Below are 21,396 nucleotides of genomic sequence, written 5' to 3' on the forward strand. Positions count from 1 at the left end.
TTACAAGAAATTTTAAATTTATGAGCGCTACCGCACAGAGGGCATTGATAAACAATGAAAGCTTTATCAATTGAACAAGCAAGAAATTTTTGAATAGTCTCTTCAATGTAAAGAAAATGATTATAGTAAAAATATTTTTTGACATGAGTTAAAAGATTTGATATATTAATATCAGAGAATATGTGTTTTAAAAGCATGTATATCTCCTTTTGTATATTTTGTTTGGCGACTATATTATACAAAAAAAGAGAGCTGAGTAAAGCATTTTTTTAATGCTACTCAGCTTTTTTTAATTGATTATTTTTTTAATAAAACTCTCATAATAAGGTCTCCAACCTTAACATCTTTTCCTTTTGCTACTACTTCTATTTTTTCAACAGCATCCATATTATTAATGATAACAGGAGTTTTTACAGATGGAGCTTTTTCTTTTATAAAAGCTAAATCGTACTCTACTAACTTATCTCCAACTTTTACTGTGTCAGAAGTAGCAACTCTATTAAATCCTTCACCTTTTAAAGTAACAGTATCTATTCCAAAGTGAACTATCATTTCTAATCCATTTGGAGTTTCAAAGCTTACAGCATGGTTAGTTTCAAATATATCTATATCTCCAGCAACTGGTGCACAGATAACCCCTTCTGCAGGATCAATAGCACATCCATCTCCTACCATTTTTTGTGCAAAAGCATCATCAGGAACCTCTGATAAATCAATTACTTTACCATTTAATGGAGAGTAAATCTCAAACCATTCCTCATTTGTTTTTTTTCTTAAAAAAATCAAATAATCCCATACGAATCCTCCCTACATTGAAATCAATATTGCAAATATATTATTTCATATTTTTTATAATAAATCAATTAATTTTTTTCTTTTTCTTGAAAAAAATATTTTTAAAAATTTTGTATGAAAATAGTTGACAAAAAACTTTTTATGTTCTATAATCAAAATATAAAATAATTAGCACTCAATATGATGTAGTGCTAACAATTCGGAGGAGGTCGTTTTTTATGAATCAAAACAAATTTACTGAAAACTCATTACTTGCTTTACAAGAGGCTCAAACTCTTACTTTAAAAGCAAAACAACAATCTATAAAACCTGAGTTTCTAGCTTTGGCTCTCCTTAAAAATAATGAAGGGCTTATTCCTAGAATTGTTGAAAAATTAGATTTAAATTTAAACTATATTATCGGACAGTTGGAAAATGAAATTTCAAAATTTTCAAGAATAGAGGGAAATAATTTAGGGGATGTAACTTTAGACCAAGGAACTCATAGAGTACTTATAGAAGCTGAAAGTATAATGGAGAAAATGGGAGATTCTTACATAAGTGTAGAACATCTTTTCTGGGCACTTATTAGACATCTGCCTATATTAAAAAGATTAGGGCTTGATGAAAAGAAATATGAAGAGGCTGTAAAAGAGATAAGAGGAAATCAAAAGGTAGATTCTCAAAATCCAGAAGCTAATTATGAAGTATTAGAAAAATATGCAAAAAATTTAGTTGAACTTGCAAGACAAGGTAAGATTGACCCTATTATAGGTAGAGACAGTGAAATAAGAAGAACAATTCAAATTATTTCAAGAAGAACTAAGAATAATCCTATATTAATAGGAGAACCAGGAGTAGGTAAAACTGCTATTGCTGAAGGACTTGCTCAAAGAATATTAAATGGAGATGTGCCTGAATCACTAAAAGGAAAAACTATTTATTCTCTAGATATGGGTGCTTTAATTGCTGGTGCAAAATTTAGAGGAGAATTTGAAGAGAGACTAAAAGGTGTACTTAAAGAGGTAGAAAATTCAAATGGAAATATTATTCTATTTATAGATGAAATCCATACTATAGTAGGAGCAGGAAAAACTGATGGAGCTATGGATGCTGGTAATATTTTAAAACCTATGCTTGCTAGAGGAGAGGTAAGAGTAATAGGAGCAACTACTATTGATGAATATAGAAAATATATTGAGAAAGACCCAGCTCTTGAAAGAAGATTCCAAATTGTCTTAGTAAATGAACCAACTGTAGAAGATACTGTATCAATACTAAGAGGACTTAAAGAAAAATTTGAAATGTATCACGGAGTTAGAATATCAGATGGAGCTATTGTAGCTGCTGCTACTTTAAGTAATAGATACATAGCAGATAGACAGTTACCAGATAAAGCTATTGACTTAATAGATGAGGCTGCTGCAATGATTAGAACAGAGATAGATTCTATGCCAGCAGAGTTAGATGAATTAACAAGAAAGAGTATGCAACTTGAAATCGAAAGAGAAGCTTTGAAAAAAGAAACAGATACAGCATCTAAAGAGAGATTAGAAAATCTTGAAAAAGAATTAGCTGAAGTAAACTCTAAAAAATCTTTATTGAAATCTCAATGGGAATTAGAGAAAAAAGATATTACTAAAGTAAAAGAAATAAAAGAAGAGATTGAAAAAGTAAAACTTGAAATGGAACAAGCTGAAAGAAATTATGATTTAACTAAACTTTCAGAATTGAAATATGGAAAACTTGGAACTTTAGAAAAACAATTGAAAGAGCAACAAGATAGATTAGATGCTGCTTATGGAAGTAGTGGACTTCTAAAACAAGAGGTAACTTCTGATGAGATAGCTGATATAGTATCAAAATGGACAGGAATACCTGTATCAAAATTAGCAGAAACAGAAAAAGAGAAAATTTTAAATCTTGAAAATTCTTTAAAAGAGAGGGTAAAAGGTCAAGACGAAGCAGTTAAAGCTGTTGCAGATACTATGATTAGGTCAAGAGCGGGACTTAAAGATACTAATAGACCTATGGGATCATTTATATTCTTAGGACCTACAGGAGTAGGTAAAACTTATCTAGCAAAATCTCTAGCTTATAACTTATTTGATAGTGAAGACTCTGTAATTAGAATAGATATGAGTGAGTATATGGATAAATTTTCAACTACTAGATTAATTGGTGCACCTCCAGGATATGTTGGATATGAAGAAGGAGGACAACTTACAGAAGCTGTGAGAACAAAACCTTACTCTGTAATATTATTTGATGAAATTGAAAAAGCTCATCCAGATGTATTTAATATTCTTTTACAAGTCCTTGATGATGGAAGACTTACAGATGGACAAGGTAGAGTTGTAGACTTTAAAAATACTTTGATTATAATGACATCAAATATAGGAAGTAGCCTAATTCTTGATGATATAAACTTAAGTGAAGCTACAAAAGAAAGAGTACTAGATCAATTAAAAGCAAACTTTAGACCAGAATTTTTAAATAGAGTAGATGAGATTATTACATTTAAAGCTCTTGATTTAGCTTCTATCAAAGATATAGTAAGACTTGCTTTAAAATCAGTAGAAGAAAAATTAAAAGATAGATATATCCAACTTGATTTTTCTGAAGATGTTATAAAATATCTAGCTGAAAATGCTTATGAGCCACAATATGGTGCAAGACCACTTAGAAGATATATTCAAAAAGAGTTAGAAACATCTCTTGCTAAACTTATACTTTCAAATGAAATTAAAGAGAGAGATAAAGTTGATGTGGTTCTTGAGAATGATGAAATTAAATTTAAGGTAAAAAATAAAAATTAAAAATTCAAATAAAAGATAAAATAAAGAGAAGAGTTAATATAATTTTTAACTTTTCTCTTTTTTTTATATATGAAAGAAATTAAAATTTATTTTTTATTCTGAGAGAATTTTTATTTAACTAAGGAGTTGTAAAATTTCACCAAATAATGTATAATGTTAAGATAGAAAAAATTAGGAAAGGGAAAAAATGGAAGTAGATATAATTAAAGAGTACTTAAAAAAGCTTTCACCTTCAAGAAAGTTAATATTAGGTTTTTTGTTAGCAATAATAGTAGGAACATTTTTATTGATGATGCCATTTTCATTAAATGAAGGAAAGGAGTTAAGTTTTCTATCTTCATTATTTACTATTGTTTCAGCAATATGTGTAACAGGGCTTACTGTAGTAGATACAGCAACTGTATTTTCTCCAATAGGAACTACCATTATAATATTTTTTATACAATTAGGTGGTTTAGGGGTAATGACATTTTCTTCTATTCTATTTTTAGCTACTGGGAAAAAAATGACTTTTTATGAAAGAGAGCTACTAAAAGAGGAGAGGAATGCTGATAATAGTGGGGAGATAGGAGAGTTTATAAAAAAATTACTTTTTGTTGTCTTTACGATAGAAAGTATAGGTGCAATTATTTTAACAACTCAATTTATGGATAAAATGAGTTTGGGAAAAGCTATATATTTTGGAATTTTCCATTCTATTTCAGCATTTTGTAATGCTGGATTTGCACTATTTTCTAATAATTTAGAAGGTTTTTCTTCAAATGTTGTGGTAAATTTAACAGTGGGTTATTTAATAACTTTAGGAGGAATAGGATTTGCTGTAATAACTTCATTTATCGTTGTTATAAGAAATGGTATTGATAGATTCAATCTTACTTCAAAAATGGCAATCCTTATTTCTATAATACTTACTTTGGGAGGAATGATACTATTTTTAATATTAGAATATTCTAATCCAAATACAATTGGAGATTTAAATTTCTTTGAAAAAATATTAGCTTCTTATTTCCAAAGTGTAACTTTACGTACAGCAGGATTTAATACTGTTCCATTGGGAAGTTTAAGAGATGCAACAATATTCATTAGTTGTATATTGATGTTTATAGGAGCTTCTCCTGGGTCTACAGGTGGGGGAATAAAAACTACTACTTTTGGAGTAATAATGTTCTATGTTATAGGGATAGCAAAGAAAAAAGGAAATATAGAAGTTTTTAACAGAAGAATAGATTGGGAAATTTTAAATAGAGCTTTAGCAATATTAGTAATTGCTATTACATATGTAGCTTTTATTATTACTTGCATTTTGGTAATAGAAGATTTTACTATGGAGCAAGTAGTATTTGAAGTTATTTCAGCTTTTGGAACAGTGGGTCTTACATTAGGAATTACTCCACAACTAAGTGTTCTTTCAAAACTTCTTATAATAATAACTATGTTTATAGGAAGATTAGGGCCTCTTACTTTTGCATTAGCAATAGGAGAAACTAAGAAAAAAGCTATTTCAAAATATCCAAAAGAGAATATATTAGTAGGTTAATTTTAAGGAGATAAAAGATTATGAAACAATATTTAGTAATTGGTTTAGGAAGATTTGGAACGAGTGTAGCACAGACGTTATATGAATCAAATGAAGAGGTTTTAGCTATAGATAGTGATGAAGAAATTGTACAAGATTGTATAAATGAAAATATAGTAGATAATGCCATAATGATGGATGCTACAGATGTAAAAAGCTTAAAAGAGTTAGGGATAAATAACTATGATATAGCTTTTGTATGTGTAGGTGATATAGAACCAAGTATTATGATAACTCTTAATTTAAAGGAGTTAGGGGTAAAGAAAATTATAGCTAAAGCAGTTACAAAAAGTCATGGAAAAGTTTTAGCTAAAATAGGTGCAAATAAAGTAATATATCCTGAAGAGTATATGGGAAGAAGAGTTGCTCAATTAGCTATGGAGCCAAATTTAGTAGAGCACTTAAGATTTTCAGCAGATTTCTTATTGTTAGAAGTAAAAGCTCCATCTATATTTTGGGGAAAAAGCATAATTGAATTAGATATTAGAAAAAAATATAATTCAAATGTAGTAGGAATAAAAAAAGAAGACCAAAGTTTCAATCCAAATCCACTGGCAACTACTGTAATAGAAAAAGGAGATGTTCTTTTAGTAATTACAGATAGTAAAACAGCAGATTTTTTTGAGAATTTAAAGTAGTTTTAGGAGGAGAAAATGCATAATTTTGATGTTATTGTAGTTGGAGCTGGACATGCAGGGTGTGAAGCAGCACTTAGTTCAGCTAGAATGGGAGCTAAAACAGCTATTTTTACAATTACATTAGATAATATAGGTGTGATGTCATGTAATCCATCAATTGGCGGACCAGCTAAATCTCACTTAGTAAAAGAGATAGATGCTTTAGGTGGAGAGATGGGAAGAAATATAGATAAAACTTTTGTTCAAATAAGAGTTTTAAATACTAAAAAAGGACCAGCAGTTAGAGCTTTAAGAGCTCAAGCAGATAAAGTAAAATATGCTAAAGAGATGAAAAAAACTCTTGAAAATTGCCCTAATCTTAGTACAATTCAAGGAATGGTAACTGATTTAGTAATAGAAGATGGAAAAATTATAGGAGTAAAAATAAGAGAAGGTGTTGAGTATAGAGCTAAAATGGTAATTTTAGCAACAGGTACTTTCATGAGAGGATTAATCCATATAGGACAAAATCACTTTAGCGGTGGAAGAATGGGAGAGTTATCTTCTGATGATTTACCTTTATCTCTTGAAAAAGCTGGAATTAAATTGGGAAGATTTAAAACTGGGACACCATCAAGAATAGATGCCAGAACTATAGATTTTTCAAAGGTAGAGGAACAACCAGGAGATGAAGAGCTATTAAAGTTTTCAAGTAGAACAAGTGATGAAGAGATAAAAAATAGAGAACAAATCTCTTGTTATATAGCTCATACTAATGAAAAAGTTCATGAGATAATAAAAAGCAATAAACATAGATCTCCATTATTTAATGGAACAATTCAAGGAACAGGACCAAGATATTGTCCATCAATAGAAGATAAGGTATTTAGATATGAAGATAAAAATCAACACCATCTTTTCTTAGAGAGAGAAGGTAGTGAAACAAATGAGATATATTTAGGAGGATTATCTTCATCGTTACCAACAGATGTACAAGAGGGAATGTTAAAAAATATCTCTGGACTAGAAGATGCTCATATAATGAGATATGCTTATGCTATAGAATATGACTATATTCCACCTCAAGAGATAAAATATTCCTTAGAGAGTAGAACAGTAGAAAACCTTTTCTTAGCTGGACAGATAAATGGAACATCAGGTTATGAAGAGGCAGGAGCTCAAGGACTTATGGCTGGAATCAATGCAGTAAGAAAATTACAAGGAAAAGAGCCAGTAATTCTAGATAGAGCTGATTCATATATAGGAACTTTAATAGATGATTTAGTAACTAAAGGAACAAATGAACCTTATAGAATGTTTACAGCTAGAAGTGAGTATAGACTATTACTTAGAGAGGATAATGCTGACTTAAGACTTTCTAAGATAGGATATGAAATAGGACTATTACCAGAAGAAGAGTATAGAAGAGTACAAAAGAAAGAAAAAGATGTAGAAGAGATAAAAGCTAAGTTAATGGAAAATTATGTAGGACCAAGTAATCCTAGAGTAAATGAAGTATTAGAAAAAAGAGGAGAGACACCTTTAAAAGATGGAGTTACATATTTTGAATTACTTAGAAGACCAAGTGTAACTTTCCAAGATATAAAATATATATCTGAACTTAGTGATATGAAAATAGAGGATTATTGTAGAGATACTGAGTACCAAGTAGAAGTTCAAGTTAAATACTCTGGATATATAGAAAGATCTATGAAAATGATAGAGAAGCATAAGAGCTTAGAAAATAAAAAAATACCAGCTGATTTAGATTATGATACATTAGAAAATATACCTAAAGAAGCTAAAGATAAATTAAAAGCTGCTAGACCACTTAATATAGGACAAGCTTCAAGAATATCAGGAGTATCTCCAGCAGATATACAGGTATTACTAATCTATTTGAAAGCAAGGGGGAATTAAGATGAGAGAGTTCTTAATTTCAGGACTAAAAGAGATAGGTGTAGAATATACAGAGAAAAAAGTTGATAATTTATTAAAATATCTTTCACTGTTATTAGAGTATAATTCTCATACAAATCTAACAGCTATGAGAGATGAAAAATTAATAATAGAGAAACATTTTTTAGATTCATTACTTTTACAAAATCTAATAAAATGGGATATGAAAAGTGCTATAGATGTAGGAACAGGAGCAGGATTTCCTGGAATGGTATTAGCTATATTTAATGAAAATATAAGATTTACACTTATGGATTCAATTGGTAAGAAGACTAAATTTTTACAAATGGTAAAAGATGAGCTAGGACTTGAAAATGTAGAGATAGTAACTTCTAGAGCTGAAGATTTTATATCTGATGAGAAAAGAGAGAGTTATGATTTAGGACTTTGTAGAGGAGTTTCAAAGCTTAGTACAATACTAGAATATATAATTCCATTTCTTAAAGAGGAAGGAATATTTCTTTCTCAAAAAATGGAGGGAACTGGAGAAGAAGCTGAAGCTGAAAATGCTCTTACTATTTTAAAATCTGAAATTGTAGAGATTTTTAATTTTAACTTACCTTTCTCAAAAGATTCTAGAGTAGTAATAGAAATTAGAAAAAAAGAAAAAACAGATAAAAAATATCCTAGAAGGGCAGGAATACCTTTAAAAAGACCTTTATAGGAGAAAGGAAGAGAGGAAAATGACAGATTTTTTTAAGAAACATAGAAAAAAAACGATATTTGTTACTTTCCTCTTTTTATTGTTTTTTGGTGGATGGTGGACAGTAAAGTATAATTTACCAAAAACAGTAGAAGTGGTAGTAAGATTATTTTTAGGACCTACTTTTAAAAGTAGTGATATTATTTTTGAAAAAAATAAAGTTATAGTAAAGGATTTTGTATTAGCTGATGGGGACGAAGTCATAATAGATACTCCACAAGTAGATATTTTATATTCAGAAGAATCATTAAAAAAATTAAGAATAGAAGAGATAATAATAAATGGTGGAATAGCTAATATAACTAGAAGAAAAAATGGAGATATCAATATTGTAGCAGCTTTTACTGGTAGTAGTGAAGAGGAAACAGAAACAACTCAAGAAAAAAAATCAGAAAAGGAAAAACCTTATGAGCCTGGAATTTCTATTCCAATTGATAGAATTACAGGAAAAAATGTAACTACTGTTTTCAGAGATTTAGGATATAGGTTGCCAATAGAGCAGACTGCTTTTGATACAAATGGGTATTTGACATTTAGTAAAACAGAGGGAATAGCTTTACATTTTGTAGGAAATAATAAAGAGGAAATATATGATTTTGCTTTTTCTACTGCAAAAGAACCATATTCGATGACTATAAAACTTTCTAATATCAATGTAAAAACAGAGTTAGCACAATATGGATATGATGGAAAAGAGGTTTCATATGAAGGTGGACTTCTCAATATGGATTTGACTATTGCTTCTAGTGGAATGTCAGGTTGGATAGCTTTTGATGGAGTCGATGTAAAATATATTGATTTAGATGACACTATAAAAGAAGCAAAGGGAAGAGTAGAGTTTAAACCAGAAGGGATATTTTTAAATGCTAAGGCTTTAGTGTTTGATAAACCAGAAGAATTTTTTCTTTCATTTAAAGATGGAGAGTTAAATATAGATTTTGATTTAGCAAATATAAAGAAAAAAAATCTAGAAAAATTATCATATCTAAAAGGGGTAGATTTACCTTTTGAAGAATTAAATGTAGATAGAGTAAAGTTTAATCTCAATATGAAAGAAGAATTAAAGGTAAATATAGATACTTTTATAAAAAGGGTTGAGATTGAAAATTTAAACTTAATTGATACAAAGGTAAATTTTTTATATGATAAAGATGGAATACATCTACCTAAAATCTATACTGTTTTAAATCAGCTAAATGAAAAAAAAGAGATAGCTCTTTCTGAAGAGATAAATGGAGCATTAAATTTTTGGGAAGGCAAAGGAGATTTATCTTTAAATATAAAAAATATTAATAATAAAAATTACATTCCAAATTTTGACGGGAAATTAGAGTTTCAAATTTTAGAAAAAGAGATAAAATTAAAATTAAACTCTAATATAATAAATTTGATGGGACAATACTTAAGTGAAGAGAAAAAATTTCAATTAGATAAAGAAAAAGAGTACTTTTTAGAATATGACTTAAATAGTAAAAAACTTACAACTGGAGAAGGAGAGATAAAATTTTCTTTATTTAATAACAACTTTTTATTAGATTATTCAGTCTATAATAATGGGATAAATTTAAAGAGTTTTTCTTTGCTAGAAAATAATAAAAAAGAATTGGATATAACTGGAAACATATATTTAGATACTTTTGTTTATGACTTGAAGATAAAAGGTGAAGACCTACATTTTAAAGAGTTATTAGGAGAAAAAAATGCAGAGTTAACTGGGAATTTTTCTGGAAATATTATAGGAGAAAAGGATAAGTTTAATGGAGAGCTAAATATAGAGAGTATTTCTGGAAAATATTTTGGTGTTCTTAAAGATTTAAGTGGAAAGTTGATTTTTTCAAAAGAAAAAAATCTCTTTTTGGAGTTTAATGGTGAAATAGGAAAAGTTTCTTATGATGATTACGAACTAAATGGATTGAATTTAGTAGCTAGATTAAAAGATAATATTTTTGAAATAAAAAACTTTAATAACCAGTTATTAGATATTTCAGGAAATATAAATTTAAATAATGAAACTATAAACTTAAATACCAAAATTCAAGATTTATCTTTAAAGAAATTTAAAATTGAAAAACCAGAGATAAGAATAAATGATGTCATTGGAAAAATTGAAGGAAAGTTAAGTAATCCCAAGGGAAAATTATTTTTAAATGACATAGAGATAATTTTAGAGAATAATGAAAAAATAGGTGTTAATGGTGAATTAGGATATTCAAATAACAACTTATTTATAAAGCAATTAAAAGTAAATAATAATATTATAAAGGGAAATTATTCTTTAAAAGATAATAGTTATAATGCTACTATAAATCTAATAGAGGAAAATATTGGTAGATATTATGGAAATAGTAGTTTAAAATATAGAGTGATAGGAACAGCAAAGATACGAGGAAAAGAAAAAAATATTTCAGCATCTTTAAAATCTACTGTTGATAAAGTTTATATTTCAGGAAATAGGCTACCCAATATATATATAGAAAGTGAATATACTGCTGAAAACTTAACAGATGGAATAGTTAAAATTAAGGAAGTAACATTAAGCAATCAAAAATTAGAAAACCTAGTTACAATAGTAGGAGATTATGATATAGTTAATTCAAACTTAGATAGTAGAATAAAAAAGCAGATTTTACCATTGGATAAATTACAAGAGTATATTCCAATTGAAAATTTAGAGGGAGAGCTATTATTAGAAGGAAGATTTGGTGGAAAGATTGATGAATTGAGTTACCAGTTAAATATCCTAAGTAATAAGTTAGGAGTAAAGGGAATATTTTTTAATAATTTAAAAGTTTTATTAGATGGAGATTTAGAAAAGTTAAATTTAAATGAATTTTCTTTTAAATATTTAGATAATCTCTTTTATTCTAAAGGATATTATGATATATTAAATAATAAGTACTTGTATGATGCAGAAGCTAATGATATAAATTTAGACTTTTTAAATATTTTCTTAGAAGGATATGGAATTAGAAACGTTCAAGGTTTTTCAACTTTTAAAATAAGAGTAAGAGAGAATGAAAATAGAGGATTTTTGAGAATAAGAAATTTTAATTTAGAAAATAAAGATTTGTTCTTGAAATTAGAAGAGTTTAACAGTACAATAAAATTAGAAGGAAATAATTTATTTATTGATAATTTTCAAGGAAAATTAAATGAAGGAAATATAAAATTAACTGGAGAGTTTAATATTCCTACTTTGAAAGAAGTTTCAGAAAATCCATACTATAAAGAGGAGTTAAAATATGAATTTAATTTAAAATTAGATAAGATAAAATATAAGTATGGAAATATGTTTGGAGTAAATTTTAATACTGATATAAGTGTAGTTGGTAATAAAATTTTTGGAGACATTGAGATAATTGATGGAGTAGTAAATGAGATACCAAATACATCAAAAAGTTTATTTCAAAAAATTAAAGAGTTTTTATTTAAATCCTCATCAGAAACAGTGGTTCAAAGTGAAGATTTAGGTTCAGATTTTAAAATTGAAACTGTTTTTGAAAACTCTTTAGAAATAAATTTAGGTGTAAAAATTAAAAATGGAATAAAACTGGATATTCAAACATTAAATTCTTTTGTAGGAGATATTAAAGGAAATGTTTTAGGAAATGGAGTTTTAAGTGGAAAGAGTGGAAAATATAGTTTCTTAGGAAATATAGAAGTAATTGGTGGAAGTTTGAATGTAAATGATAATACTTTTTACCTAGATAGAGCATTAGTGATGTTTAATGACCAAAAGACTTATCTTCCTAAAGTAAATCCAAACCTTTTAATAGATGCTAAGGTAGATGTTCAAGATGAGCAATTAGGTTTAAGTTTAAATGGCAATTTAGATAATTTGAGATTTAATATAAGTTCAAAAAATGGAAGTAGTAGTGGAAACTTAAACTCTCTTTTAACAGATACAAATAGTTTAGAGGGTGAAAATGGAGCTACAACTACTCTTATAACTAATGTAATTGGAGGACAGTTAACTCAGGTATTAAAACCTGTTTCTAACCTTATAAAAAATACTTTAAATATTTCAAAATTTAGAATTAGTTCAAATCTTCTAAGCGAACAAAACAAAGGAGAAAATACTAATGAAGAAGCCCAGAGTAGGTTAAGATTAGGAGCTGTTTTGGAGGCAGAAGATAATATATATAAAGATAAAATATGGTGGGTGGCAAAAGGGACACTGTTGGAGGATGATAATACAGAGAGCGAGAAAAGAAGTAATGATAGTGGGGCATTAAAAGAGTATGATTTTTCCCTAGAGTATAGATTTGATACAACAAAATCTATAGGGATAGGTGTAGGAAAGCTCCCAGAGGACAGAAAAAAATCATCAGATAAAGATTCTAAAGAGGGATTAAATTATCATATAGACTTTAAATTTGAAAAGAAATATGATAGCCTAATAGACATCTTTATAAATAAATAGTGGAGGTAAAGATGAGAAAGCAAATAGCAGTTTTACTAGTTTTTCTATTGAGTATTATCTCATTTGCTGATGTTACAGGGTATGATATCAAAAAAATAGAGATAATTAACAATAGAGAGATTCCTTATGAAGTAATACTTGATAGTATGAAGTCTAAAGAGGGGCAAAAATATGCAACAGAAAATATGATAGTTGATTATAAAGCTATCAAAGATTTAGAATATGTGGCAGAGGTATCAATATATCCTACTGTATATGACAATGGAATAAAATTAACAGTGGATATTACAGAGAAAAAAGATACAAAAGCTTTATTAGAAGAAAAAGGGATAATACCTTTATCTGAAAGAGAAAAGGTAGATACAACTCTTGTTATCACTGATATAGAGATAATGGGAAATACTCACGTAACTACTAAAGAGATAAAAGATATGATACCTATTCAAACAGGTGGATATTTTTCAAGAAATAGAGTTATAGAGGGACATAAAAACCTTATAGAGAGTGGATACTTCAGAGATGTAATTCCTGATGTTGTAAAAACAGGAAAAGGTGTAAAAGTAATATATAGTGTCTTAGAAAATCCAATTATCAATGGAATAAATATAATAGGAAATACTGTATATACAACAGATGAATTGATGCAAGTTATCCAAACTGAACCTGGAAAAATATTTAACATCAATACTATCAGAGGAGATAGAGATAGAATAATTCAAAAATATCAAGATGGTGGATATGTTCTTGCAGAAGTTACAGATATTGGTCTTAATGGAAATCTTGAATTAGAAATATATCTAAGTGAAGGAGTAGTTAGAAATATAGAGTTCAAGAAAATGGTTACAAAACAAAAAGGTGCAAGAAGAAAAGCTACTGATGATGTTTTAAAAACAAAAGATTATGTTATAGCTAGAGAGGTAGAATTTAAAGAAAATGAAATTTTCAACTCAAAGGCTTATGATGAAACTGTACAAAACTTAATGAGACTTGGACATTTTAAAAATGTAAAATATGAAGTAAGAGATATACCTGGAGACCCAGATGGAAAAAATATAGTTCTATTACTTGATGAAGAGAGAACAGCTATATTACAAGGAGCTATTTCTTATGGTTCTGAGATTGGATTATTAGGAACTATCTCTATAAAGGATACTAACTGGAAAGGAAAAGGACAAGAGTTAGGATTTACATTTGAAAAATCAGATGAGGATTATACAAGTTTCTCTATTAATTTCTATGACCCATGGATAAAAGATACAGATAGAATTTCTTGGGGATGGAGTATTTATAAAAACTCATATGAAGATGACGATAGTGCAATCTTTAATGAGATAGATACAATAGGGGCTAAATTTAATGTAGGTAAAGGAATTACAAAAAATATTAGACTTAGCTTAGGTACAAAATTAGAGTATGTAGAGGAGACTTCAGATCATTCTAAATTTGAAAATGGATATTGGAAAAATCCTTCTGGAGTAAAAGCTGAAGGACTAGATGATAAATACTATATTTGGAGTTTATTCCCATCTATTACTTATGATACAAGAAATCATTTCTGGAATCCAACTGCTGGAGAGTATGCAAGACTTCAATTAGAAGGTGGATATGCAAGTGGATATGAAGGAGATATGTTTGGAAATATAACTCTTGAATTGAGAAAATATCATGCAGGATTCTTTAAGAAAAATACATTTGCTTACAGAGTTGTAGGAGGAATAATGACTGACTCTACTAAAGAGGGACAAAGATTCTGGGTAGGTGGAGGAAGTACACTTAGAGGATATGATGGTGGATTCTATAAGGGAACTAAAAAATTAGTTGGTACTATTGAAAATAGAACTCAATTAAATGATATTTTAGGATTTGTAGTGTTCTTTGATGCTGGAAGAGCTTGGGATTATAGAGGAAGAGACTTATCGTATCAACACGATGATAGTTTTGCAAATGATATAGCTATGGCAGCAGGAGTTGGACTTAGAATCAATACACCTATTGGTCCATTAAGATTTGACTTTGGATGGCCAATAAGAAATGATGATACAAGTGGAATGGAGTTCTATTTCAATATGGGACAATCATTCTAATAAATATAGATAAATACTTACGGAGGTAACATAATGAAAAAAGTAGCAATAACATTAATAGCATTAACTCTATCAGTATCAGCTTTAGCTGAGAAAATAGGTTTTGTAAACTCACAAGAGGCTTTTGCAAAATACTCACAAACAAAAGTAATTCAAGAGAATTTAAACAAAGAGAAAAATAGATTAGAAAATGAAATAAAACAAAAAGAAGTAGCTCTTCAAAAAGCTCAATTAGAATTACAATCTAAAGGAGATAAAATAACTGATAAAGAGAAGCAAGAATTTCAAAAACAAGTAGAAGCTTTTCAAAAGTTTGTAAGAGATTCTCAAACTAAACTAAGTAAAGAAGAATATACAAGAATGCAGGAAATAGAAAAGACAATGTCAACAGCTATTCAATCAGTAGCTAAAGCAGGAAAGTATGACTATGTACTAGAAGCAGGAGCAGTAAAATTTGGTGGTACTGATATTACAGCTGATGTTTTAAAAGCTATGGAGAAAGCTAAAAAATAATTAAAATCAAGGAGGATATTATGAAGTATAGTATTAAAGACTTAGTAAACCTCCTTGGGTGTGAAATAAAGGGAGATTTAAGTCTAGGATATGTTTCTGGACTTGCTCCCTTTTTTCAAGCTCAAGAGGAAAATGTTACATTTGCTTCAGATGAAAAATTTTTAAAAAAATTAAATGAAACAAAGGCTAAAGTTATTTTAGTGCCAGATATTCCATTACCAAATATTGGAAAAATGTATCTAGTGGTAAAAGAAAATCCAAGAACTCTTATGCCAAAACTTTTAAATTTCTTTAAAAGAGAGACAAAACCTTTTGAAAAAATGATAGAAGATTCTAGTAAAATAGGAAAAAATGTAAGATTAGCTCCTAATGTATATATTGGACATGATACTATTATAGGAGATAATGTAGTAATCTATCCAAATGTAACAATAGGAGAAGGGGTAACAATAGGAGAAGGAACTATTATCTATTCTAATGTTACTGTAAGAGAGTTCTGTAAAATAGGAAAAAATTGTGTAATTCAACCTGGAGCAGTAATTGGTTCAGATGGTTTTGGTTTTGTAAAAGTAAATGGTAATAACACTAAGATAGACCAAATAGGAAGTGTTATCATAGAAGATAATGTAGAAATAGGAGCTAATACAACAGTAGACAGGGGAGCAATAGGGGATACAATTATTAAAAAATATACTAAGATAGATAACTTAGTACAGATTGCTCATAATGATATAATAGGAGAAAATTGTTTGATAATTTCTCAAGTAGGGATAGCAGGAAGTGTAGAAGTAGGAAATAATACTACATTAGCTGGACAAGTAGGAGTAGCTGGGCATTTAAAAATAGGAAACAATGTAGTAATAGCTGCAAAATCTGGAGTAGCAGGAAATGTAGCAGATAATCAAATTCTTTCTGGATATCCACTTATGGACCATAGAGAAGATTTAAAAGTAAAAATCTCTATGAAAAAAGTACCAGAATTAATTAAAAAAGTAAGAGAATTAGAGAAAAAATTACAGGAAAGATAAAAAGGTATTTGAAATTTTTCTAGAAAGTGGTAAAATATAAAAATCAAATAAGAATATAAGATGAGGTAGGAATGAAAAAAAGAGTTTATTTTGACAAATATGGAGAAATGAAGTTTATATCCCACCTGGACTTATTAAGATTTTTTGAAAGACTTTTCAACAAGGCAGAAATTCCTGTAAAGTATAGTGAAGGTTTTCATCCTAGACCAAAGATGTCCTTTGGAAGTCCTATATCCTTAGGAACTGAGGCATATAATGAGATTATGGACTTTGAAACTGATGTAGAAATTTCTAATGAAGAGGTAGTAAAAAGACTTAATGAGAGTGCTGTGTTGGGATTTAAAGTTAATAAAGTTGAAGAGGTACCTAGAAAATCCTCGATAATGGAAGAGTTTACAAATATGCTCTATACAGTTGAAGGAAGCCAAGAGGATATGGATAAGTTTGAGGAGTTGTTTAATCGTAATGAGATTTTAGAAGTAAGAGAGAAAAAAGGAAAAATTGTTACTAGAAATCTAAAAGAAAGATTAAAAACTTTTTCAAGAGAGGGAAATAAAATATCTATGGAGATAATAAATACTTCTCCAAATTCATATCTTGAAATGTTAGGTATTGAGCAACAAGATGTTCAAATAAAAAGATTAGGTTATAAAATAAATAATTAAAATATATTTTGAGAGGAGAAATTAGTATGTTAGAATTAAAATTCATACGTGAAAACAGAGAAAAAGTTGAAGAGATGCTAAAAAATAGAAATAGCAACTTAACTCTTGATGAGTTTTTTCAACTAGATGATGAAAGAAGAGAGATTTTAGGAGAGGTAGAAGCTTTAAAACAAAAAAGAAACTCTGAATCAGCAGAAATTGCGAGATTAAAAAAAGAGAAACAAGATGCTACTGCTCTTATTGAAGAGATGGGAAAAGTTTCAGCTCAAATAAAAGAATTAGATACAAAATTAGCTGAAGTAGAAGAAAAGTTAACTTATATTCAAATGACTATTCCTAATATGTATCAAGAGGGAACTCCAGTAGGAGAAGATGAGAATTCAAACGTAGAAATTAGAAGATGGGGAACTCCTAGAGAGTTTACATTTGAACCAAAAGCTCACTGGGATATTGGAGAAGATTTAGGAATACTAGATTTTGAAAGAGGAGCAAAACTTGGAGGTTCAAGATTTGTATTATATAGAGGATTAGGAGCTAGAGTAGAGAGAGCATTAATTAACTTTATGCTAGATTTACATACTTTAGAGCATGGATATACTGAGCATATCACTCCATTTATGGTAAAAAGAGAAATTTGTGAAGGAACAGGACAACTTCCTAAATTTGAAGATGATATGTATAGAACAACTGATGATATGTTTTTAATCTCAACTTCTGAAATAACTATGACAAATATTCATAGAAAAGAGATTTTAGATGAGAAAGAATTACCTAAATATTATACTGCTTATTCACCATGTTTTAGAAGAGAAGCAGGTTCTTATGGTAAAGATGTAAAGGGAATTATAAGACTTCACCAATTCAATAAAGTAGAGATGGTAAAAATAACTAATCAAGAATCATCTTATGATGAATTAGAAAAAATGGTAAACAATGCTGAAGAAGTATTACAAAGATTAGAGTTACCATATAGAGTAATTCAATTATGTACTGGAGACTTAGGATTTGGAGCAGCTAAAACTTATGATATAGAAGTATGGTTACCATCACAAAAGAAATATAGAGAAATTTCTTCATGTTCTAACTGTGAAGGATTCCAAGCAAGAAGAATGGGACTTAAATATAGACCAAATGGAAGCTCTAAGAGTGAATATTGCCATACATTAAATGGTTCTGGATTAGCAGTAGGAAGAACATTAGTTGCTATTATGGAAAACTATCAACAAGAAGATGGATCATTCTTAATACCAAAAGCTTTAGTACCATATATGGGAGGAATAGAAGTTGTTAAGAAGTAGTCTATTTATACTACTATTACTTAATATCTTCTTAAATAATTTACTTTATATAGGAGTAACTACAATTATTTTATTCCTATTGAACTTGAAATATAATAAAAATTTAAGAGAAAATATTGGAAGAGTAAAATTTTTATTCTTCCTCTATTTTATAACTTGTTTTTTACAAATATTTTATACTCAAGAGGGAGAAGTTTTATTTAAGATTTCAAAGTTTTATGTTACAAAAGAGGGAATGTATAACTTTTTTCTTAATTTTATGAGGGTTTTCAATCTTCTATTACTTTCGTGGTTAGTAGTTGCTCAAAAGTTAATTAATACAAAATTTAATAAATATCAAAAAATAATAGAAACTGTGATAGAACTAGTTCCTCAAGCTATTTTGTTAATCAGAAAAAGAATGAGAATAAAATGGTTTTTTAGATATATTTTAAAACAAATAAGAGTAAAAAACTAACCTAAATTAAAATGTTAACATTCTTTTAATTGATTTTATTTTAAATATCTGATAGAATTAAAATATATGATTTTTTAGGAGGGAAAAAATGGGATACAATTATAAAGATTTAGGTCTTTCAAACACAAAAGAGATGTTTGCAAAAGCAAATGCAAATGGATATGCTGTACCAGCTTTCAACTTTAACAATATGGAAATGGCTTTAGCAATAGTTGAAGCTTGTGCTGAAATGGGATCACCAGTTATATTACAATGTTCTAAAGGAGCTTTATCATATATGGGACCAGAAGTAACTCCATTACTAGCTAAAGCAGCTGTAGATAGAGCAAGAAGTATGGGGTCTGATATTCCAGTAGCTTTACACCTTGACCACGGACCAGATTTAGCAACTGTAAAGACTTGTATAGAAGCAGGATTCTCTTCTGTAATGATAGATGGTTCTCACTATGATTTTGCTAAAAATATAGAAGTTTCTAAAGAGGTTGTAGAATTTGCTCATGCAAAAGATGTTACTGTAGAAGCTGAATTAGGAGTTTTAGCTGGAATAGAAGATGATGTAAAAGCTGAATCTCATACATATACAAATCCAGATGAAGTTGAAGAGTTTGTAACAAAAACAGGAGTAGACTCATTAGCAATAGCTATCGGAACTTCTCACGGAGCTCATAAATTTAAACCAGGAGAAGATCCTAAATTAAGACTAGATATATTAGAGGAAATCGAAAGAAGAATACCAGGATTCCCTATCGTATTACACGGTTCATCTGCTGTACCTCAACAATATACTACAATGATAAAAGAATTTGGAGGAGAAGTTAAAGACGCTATTGGAATTCCAGATTCTGAGTTAAGAAAAGCAGCTAAATCAGCAGTAGCTAAAATAAACGTAGATACTGATGGAAGATTAGCTTTCACAGCAGCTATCAGAAGAGTACTAGGAACTACTCCAAAAGAGTTTGACCCTAGAAAATATTTAGGAGCAGCTAAAGAGGAAATGAAAGCTTACTACAAAACAAAAATAGTTGATGTTTTTGGTTCTGAAGGAGCTTATAAAAAAGGAACTAAATAGTTTTTTAAGAGCAGAGTAATCTGCTCTTTTTTTTTATTAAAATAATACCAGATAGAGAATTATAAAAAAAGAGGAAAATAGTTCAGTATAGTTACTGTTATTTTCCTCTTATAATTTTATCTATAAAGTAATAGTTATAGATTAGTTCATTTTTTCTACTAAAGTTTTTCCAGCTTTAAATTTAACTGTTTTCTTAGCTGGGATTACAATTTCTTCTCCAGTTTTTGGATTTCTTCCTACTCTTTCAGCTTTTTCTACTACTTCAAATTTTCCCCATCCGATAATGTTTAATTCATCTCCAGCTTTTAAAGTTTCTTCAATAGTATTTAAGATTACCTCAAATTTTCTTTCAGCTTCAGCTTTAGATGAGAATACTCCCTTTTCAAATAGTACTTTTGTAAAATCTTTTTTTGTCATTTTATGAATCCTCCTAAAATCTATATAAAACACATAAGTTTCTATTTTATATCATATATTTTAAATAATTTCAATAGTTTTTATAAAATTTTGCTAAATTTTTTTTTTAGTGTAAAATAGTAAAAAAAGAGGAGGTAGATATACGTGAAAAAATATTCAAAAGTGTTAATATTACTAGTGTTATTGTTAAGTTCATGTACTTCCATCAATTATAGTATTGATAATAAAAAATTTTCATCTAAAGGGCAGAACGAAAGAATAAAATATATTATAATTCATTATACTGCTACCACAGATGAAGTTAGTGTAAGAGCTCTTACAAAAGGGAATGTAAGCTCACATTATCTAATTACTTCTAAAGATGAGGAACCGATATATAATTTAGTTTCATTGGATAAAAGAGCATGGCATGCTGGATTAAGTGAATTTGGAGATAGAAGAAATTTAAATGATACTTCTATTGGAATAGAGATAGTCAATTTAGGAATAAAAAGCTATGATGAGACTGAAAAAAAATATGGATTTTTTATTCCAGAAGATAAATATATAGAGTTTGAAGAGGGACAAATAAAAAAATTAGCTTTTTTATTAAAAGAATTGATAAAAAAATATAATATAAAACCAAAAGATATTTTAGGACATTCAGATATAGCACCCACTAGAAAGATTGATCCAGGAGCAAAATTTCCATGGGAAAGATTATATAAAGAGTATGGGATAGGAGCTTGGTATGATGAAAAGGATAAAATATTTTTTATGAATGAAAAGCTTTACTTAGTAACTCCCATTTCAGAAATAAAAAAAGATCTTAGAAAATATGGATATAAGATAAATAATACAGATGAATGGGATGAAGAAAGCAGAAGAGTTGTATATAGTTTTCAAGCTCATTTTAATTCTAAAAATTTATCTGGTATGATGGATTTAGAAACTTTTGCTATTCTAAAGGCTCTAAATAGGAAGTATAGATAAAAAATAACTTGTATAAATTTAT

General features: G+C 28.5%; 16 protein-coding genes and 1 pseudogene. 14 read left to right on the forward strand and 3 right to left on the reverse strand.

Going from position 1 to position 21,396, the window contains the following annotated elements; all coding sequences use genetic code 11:
• Both FMAG_RS13915 and FMAG_RS05480 read right to left on the reverse strand, forming a co-directional pair.
• The coding region (locus FMAG_RS13915) for a hypothetical protein (RefSeq protein ID WP_005884807.1) at nucleotides 1-197 on the reverse strand (197 nt) is incomplete at its 3' end.
• 100 nt (nucleotides 198-297) lie between these two features.
• A pseudogene (locus FMAG_RS05480) lies at nucleotides 298-796 on the reverse strand (PTS sugar transporter subunit IIA).
• 217 nt (nucleotides 797-1,013) lie between these two features.
• On the opposite strand from FMAG_RS05480, the gene clpB reads away from it, so the two are divergent.
• From clpB to fba, 13 genes are all read left to right on the forward strand, one after another.
• Complete coding sequence (clpB, locus tag FMAG_RS05485; RefSeq protein WP_005884811.1) at nucleotides 1,014-3,593, forward strand: ATP-dependent chaperone ClpB; 2,580 nt, start codon at nucleotides 1,014-1,016, stop codon at nucleotides 3,591-3,593.
• A gap of 187 nt (nucleotides 3,594-3,780) precedes the next feature.
• Nucleotides 3,781-5,130, forward strand: a complete 1,350-nt coding sequence (locus tag FMAG_RS05490; protein WP_005884812.1) for a TrkH family potassium uptake protein — start codon at nucleotides 3,781-3,783, stop codon at nucleotides 5,128-5,130.
• Nucleotides 5,131-5,150: 20 nt separating this feature from the next.
• Nucleotides 5,151-5,807, forward strand: a complete 657-nt coding sequence (locus FMAG_RS05495; RefSeq protein WP_005884814.1) for a potassium channel family protein — start codon at nucleotides 5,151-5,153, stop codon at nucleotides 5,805-5,807.
• Nucleotides 5,808-5,822: 15 nt separating this feature from the next.
• On the forward strand, nucleotides 5,823-7,706 hold the full coding sequence (mnmG, locus tag FMAG_RS05500) for a tRNA uridine-5-carboxymethylaminomethyl(34) synthesis enzyme MnmG (RefSeq protein ID WP_005884816.1): 1,884 nt from the start codon (nucleotides 5,823-5,825) through the stop codon (nucleotides 7,704-7,706).
• Nucleotide 7,707: 1 nt separating this feature from the next.
• A complete protein-coding gene (gene rsmG, locus FMAG_RS05505; RefSeq protein ID WP_005884818.1) occupies nucleotides 7,708-8,409 on the forward strand; it encodes a 16S rRNA (guanine(527)-N(7))-methyltransferase RsmG in 702 nt (233 codons plus the stop codon).
• A 19-nt stretch (nucleotides 8,410-8,428) separates the two neighbouring features.
• Nucleotides 8,429-12,871: a translocation/assembly module TamB domain-containing protein gene (locus tag FMAG_RS05510; protein ID WP_005884820.1), complete on the forward strand. Its 4,443-nt coding sequence runs from the start codon at nucleotides 8,429-8,431 to the stop codon at nucleotides 12,869-12,871.
• Nucleotides 12,872-12,882: 11 nt separating this feature from the next.
• A complete protein-coding gene (locus FMAG_RS05515; RefSeq protein ID WP_005884822.1) occupies nucleotides 12,883-14,955 on the forward strand; it encodes a BamA/OMP85 family outer membrane protein in 2,073 nt (690 codons plus the stop codon).
• A 33-nt stretch (nucleotides 14,956-14,988) separates the two neighbouring features.
• Entirely contained in the window at nucleotides 14,989-15,468 is a 480-nt protein-coding gene (locus FMAG_RS05520; RefSeq protein ID WP_005884824.1) for an OmpH family outer membrane protein, read from the forward strand.
• Between the two features lie 20 nt (nucleotides 15,469-15,488).
• Complete coding sequence (lpxD, locus tag FMAG_RS05525; protein WP_005884826.1) at nucleotides 15,489-16,496, forward strand: UDP-3-O-(3-hydroxymyristoyl)glucosamine N-acyltransferase; 1,008 nt, start codon at nucleotides 15,489-15,491, stop codon at nucleotides 16,494-16,496.
• Nucleotides 16,497-16,567: 71 nt separating this feature from the next.
• Nucleotides 16,568-17,161, forward strand: a complete 594-nt coding sequence (locus FMAG_RS05530; protein ID WP_005884828.1) for a TIGR03936 family radical SAM-associated protein — start codon at nucleotides 16,568-16,570, stop codon at nucleotides 17,159-17,161.
• Between the two features lie 26 nt (nucleotides 17,162-17,187).
• Nucleotides 17,188-18,459: a serine--tRNA ligase gene (gene serS / locus FMAG_RS05535; protein ID WP_005884830.1), complete on the forward strand. Its 1,272-nt coding sequence runs from the start codon at nucleotides 17,188-17,190 to the stop codon at nucleotides 18,457-18,459.
• On the forward strand, nucleotides 18,446-18,916 hold the full coding sequence (locus tag FMAG_RS05540; protein ID WP_005884832.1) for a CbiQ family ECF transporter T component: 471 nt from the start codon (nucleotides 18,446-18,448) through the stop codon (nucleotides 18,914-18,916). The genes serS and FMAG_RS05540 overlap by 14 nt, the downstream gene beginning before the upstream one ends.
• An 88-nt stretch (nucleotides 18,917-19,004) precedes the next feature.
• Complete coding sequence (gene fba, locus FMAG_RS05545) at nucleotides 19,005-19,985, forward strand: class II fructose-1,6-bisphosphate aldolase (protein WP_005884834.1); 981 nt, start codon at nucleotides 19,005-19,007, stop codon at nucleotides 19,983-19,985.
• A gap of 141 nt (nucleotides 19,986-20,126) precedes the next feature.
• On the opposite strand, the gene FMAG_RS05550 is transcribed toward fba, so the two are convergent.
• Complete coding sequence (locus FMAG_RS05550) at nucleotides 20,127-20,402, reverse strand: HU family DNA-binding protein (RefSeq protein ID WP_005884836.1); 276 nt, start codon at nucleotides 20,400-20,402, stop codon at nucleotides 20,127-20,129.
• 144 nt (nucleotides 20,403-20,546) lie between these two features.
• Here FMAG_RS05550 and FMAG_RS05555 point away from each other — a divergent pair, with 144 nt between their 5' ends.
• Nucleotides 20,547-21,374, forward strand: a complete 828-nt coding sequence (locus FMAG_RS05555; protein ID WP_005884838.1) for an N-acetylmuramoyl-L-alanine amidase — start codon at nucleotides 20,547-20,549, stop codon at nucleotides 21,372-21,374.
• Nucleotides 21,375-21,396 lie beyond the last annotated feature (22 nt).

Origin of the sequence: Fusobacterium mortiferum ATCC 9817 (assembly GCF_000158195.2) — a bacterium.
Lineage (GTDB): Bacteria > Fusobacteriota > Fusobacteriia > Fusobacteriales > Fusobacteriaceae > Fusobacterium_A > Fusobacterium_A mortiferum.

Excerpts from the sequence above, each read along its gene's own strand:
- clpB (WP_005884811.1), top strand. The coding sequence starts at position 1,014 with ATGAATCAAAACAAATTTACTGAAAACTCATTACTTGCTTTACAAGAG.
- FMAG_RS05490 (WP_005884812.1), top strand. The coding sequence starts at position 3,781 with ATGGAAGTAGATATAATTAAAGAGTACTTAAAAAAGCTTTCACCTTCA.
- FMAG_RS05495 (WP_005884814.1), top strand. The coding sequence starts at position 5,151 with ATGAAACAATATTTAGTAATTGGTTTAGGAAGATTTGGAACGAGTGTA.
- mnmG (WP_005884816.1), top strand. The coding sequence starts at position 5,823 with ATGCATAATTTTGATGTTATTGTAGTTGGAGCTGGACATGCAGGGTGT.
- rsmG (WP_005884818.1), top strand. The coding sequence starts at position 7,708 with ATGAGAGAGTTCTTAATTTCAGGACTAAAAGAGATAGGTGTAGAATAT.
- FMAG_RS05510 (WP_005884820.1), top strand. The coding sequence starts at position 8,429 with ATGACAGATTTTTTTAAGAAACATAGAAAAAAAACGATATTTGTTACT.
- FMAG_RS05515 (WP_005884822.1), top strand. The coding sequence starts at position 12,883 with ATGAGAAAGCAAATAGCAGTTTTACTAGTTTTTCTATTGAGTATTATC.
- FMAG_RS05520 (WP_005884824.1), top strand. The coding sequence starts at position 14,989 with ATGAAAAAAGTAGCAATAACATTAATAGCATTAACTCTATCAGTATCA.
- lpxD (WP_005884826.1), top strand. The coding sequence starts at position 15,489 with ATGAAGTATAGTATTAAAGACTTAGTAAACCTCCTTGGGTGTGAAATA.
- FMAG_RS05530 (WP_005884828.1), top strand. The coding sequence starts at position 16,568 with ATGAAAAAAAGAGTTTATTTTGACAAATATGGAGAAATGAAGTTTATA.
- serS (WP_005884830.1), top strand. The coding sequence starts at position 17,188 with ATGTTAGAATTAAAATTCATACGTGAAAACAGAGAAAAAGTTGAAGAG.
- fba (WP_005884834.1), top strand. The coding sequence starts at position 19,005 with ATGGGATACAATTATAAAGATTTAGGTCTTTCAAACACAAAAGAGATG.
- FMAG_RS05550 (WP_005884836.1), bottom strand. The coding sequence starts at position 20,402 with ATGACAAAAAAAGATTTTACAAAAGTACTATTTGAAAAGGGAGTATTC.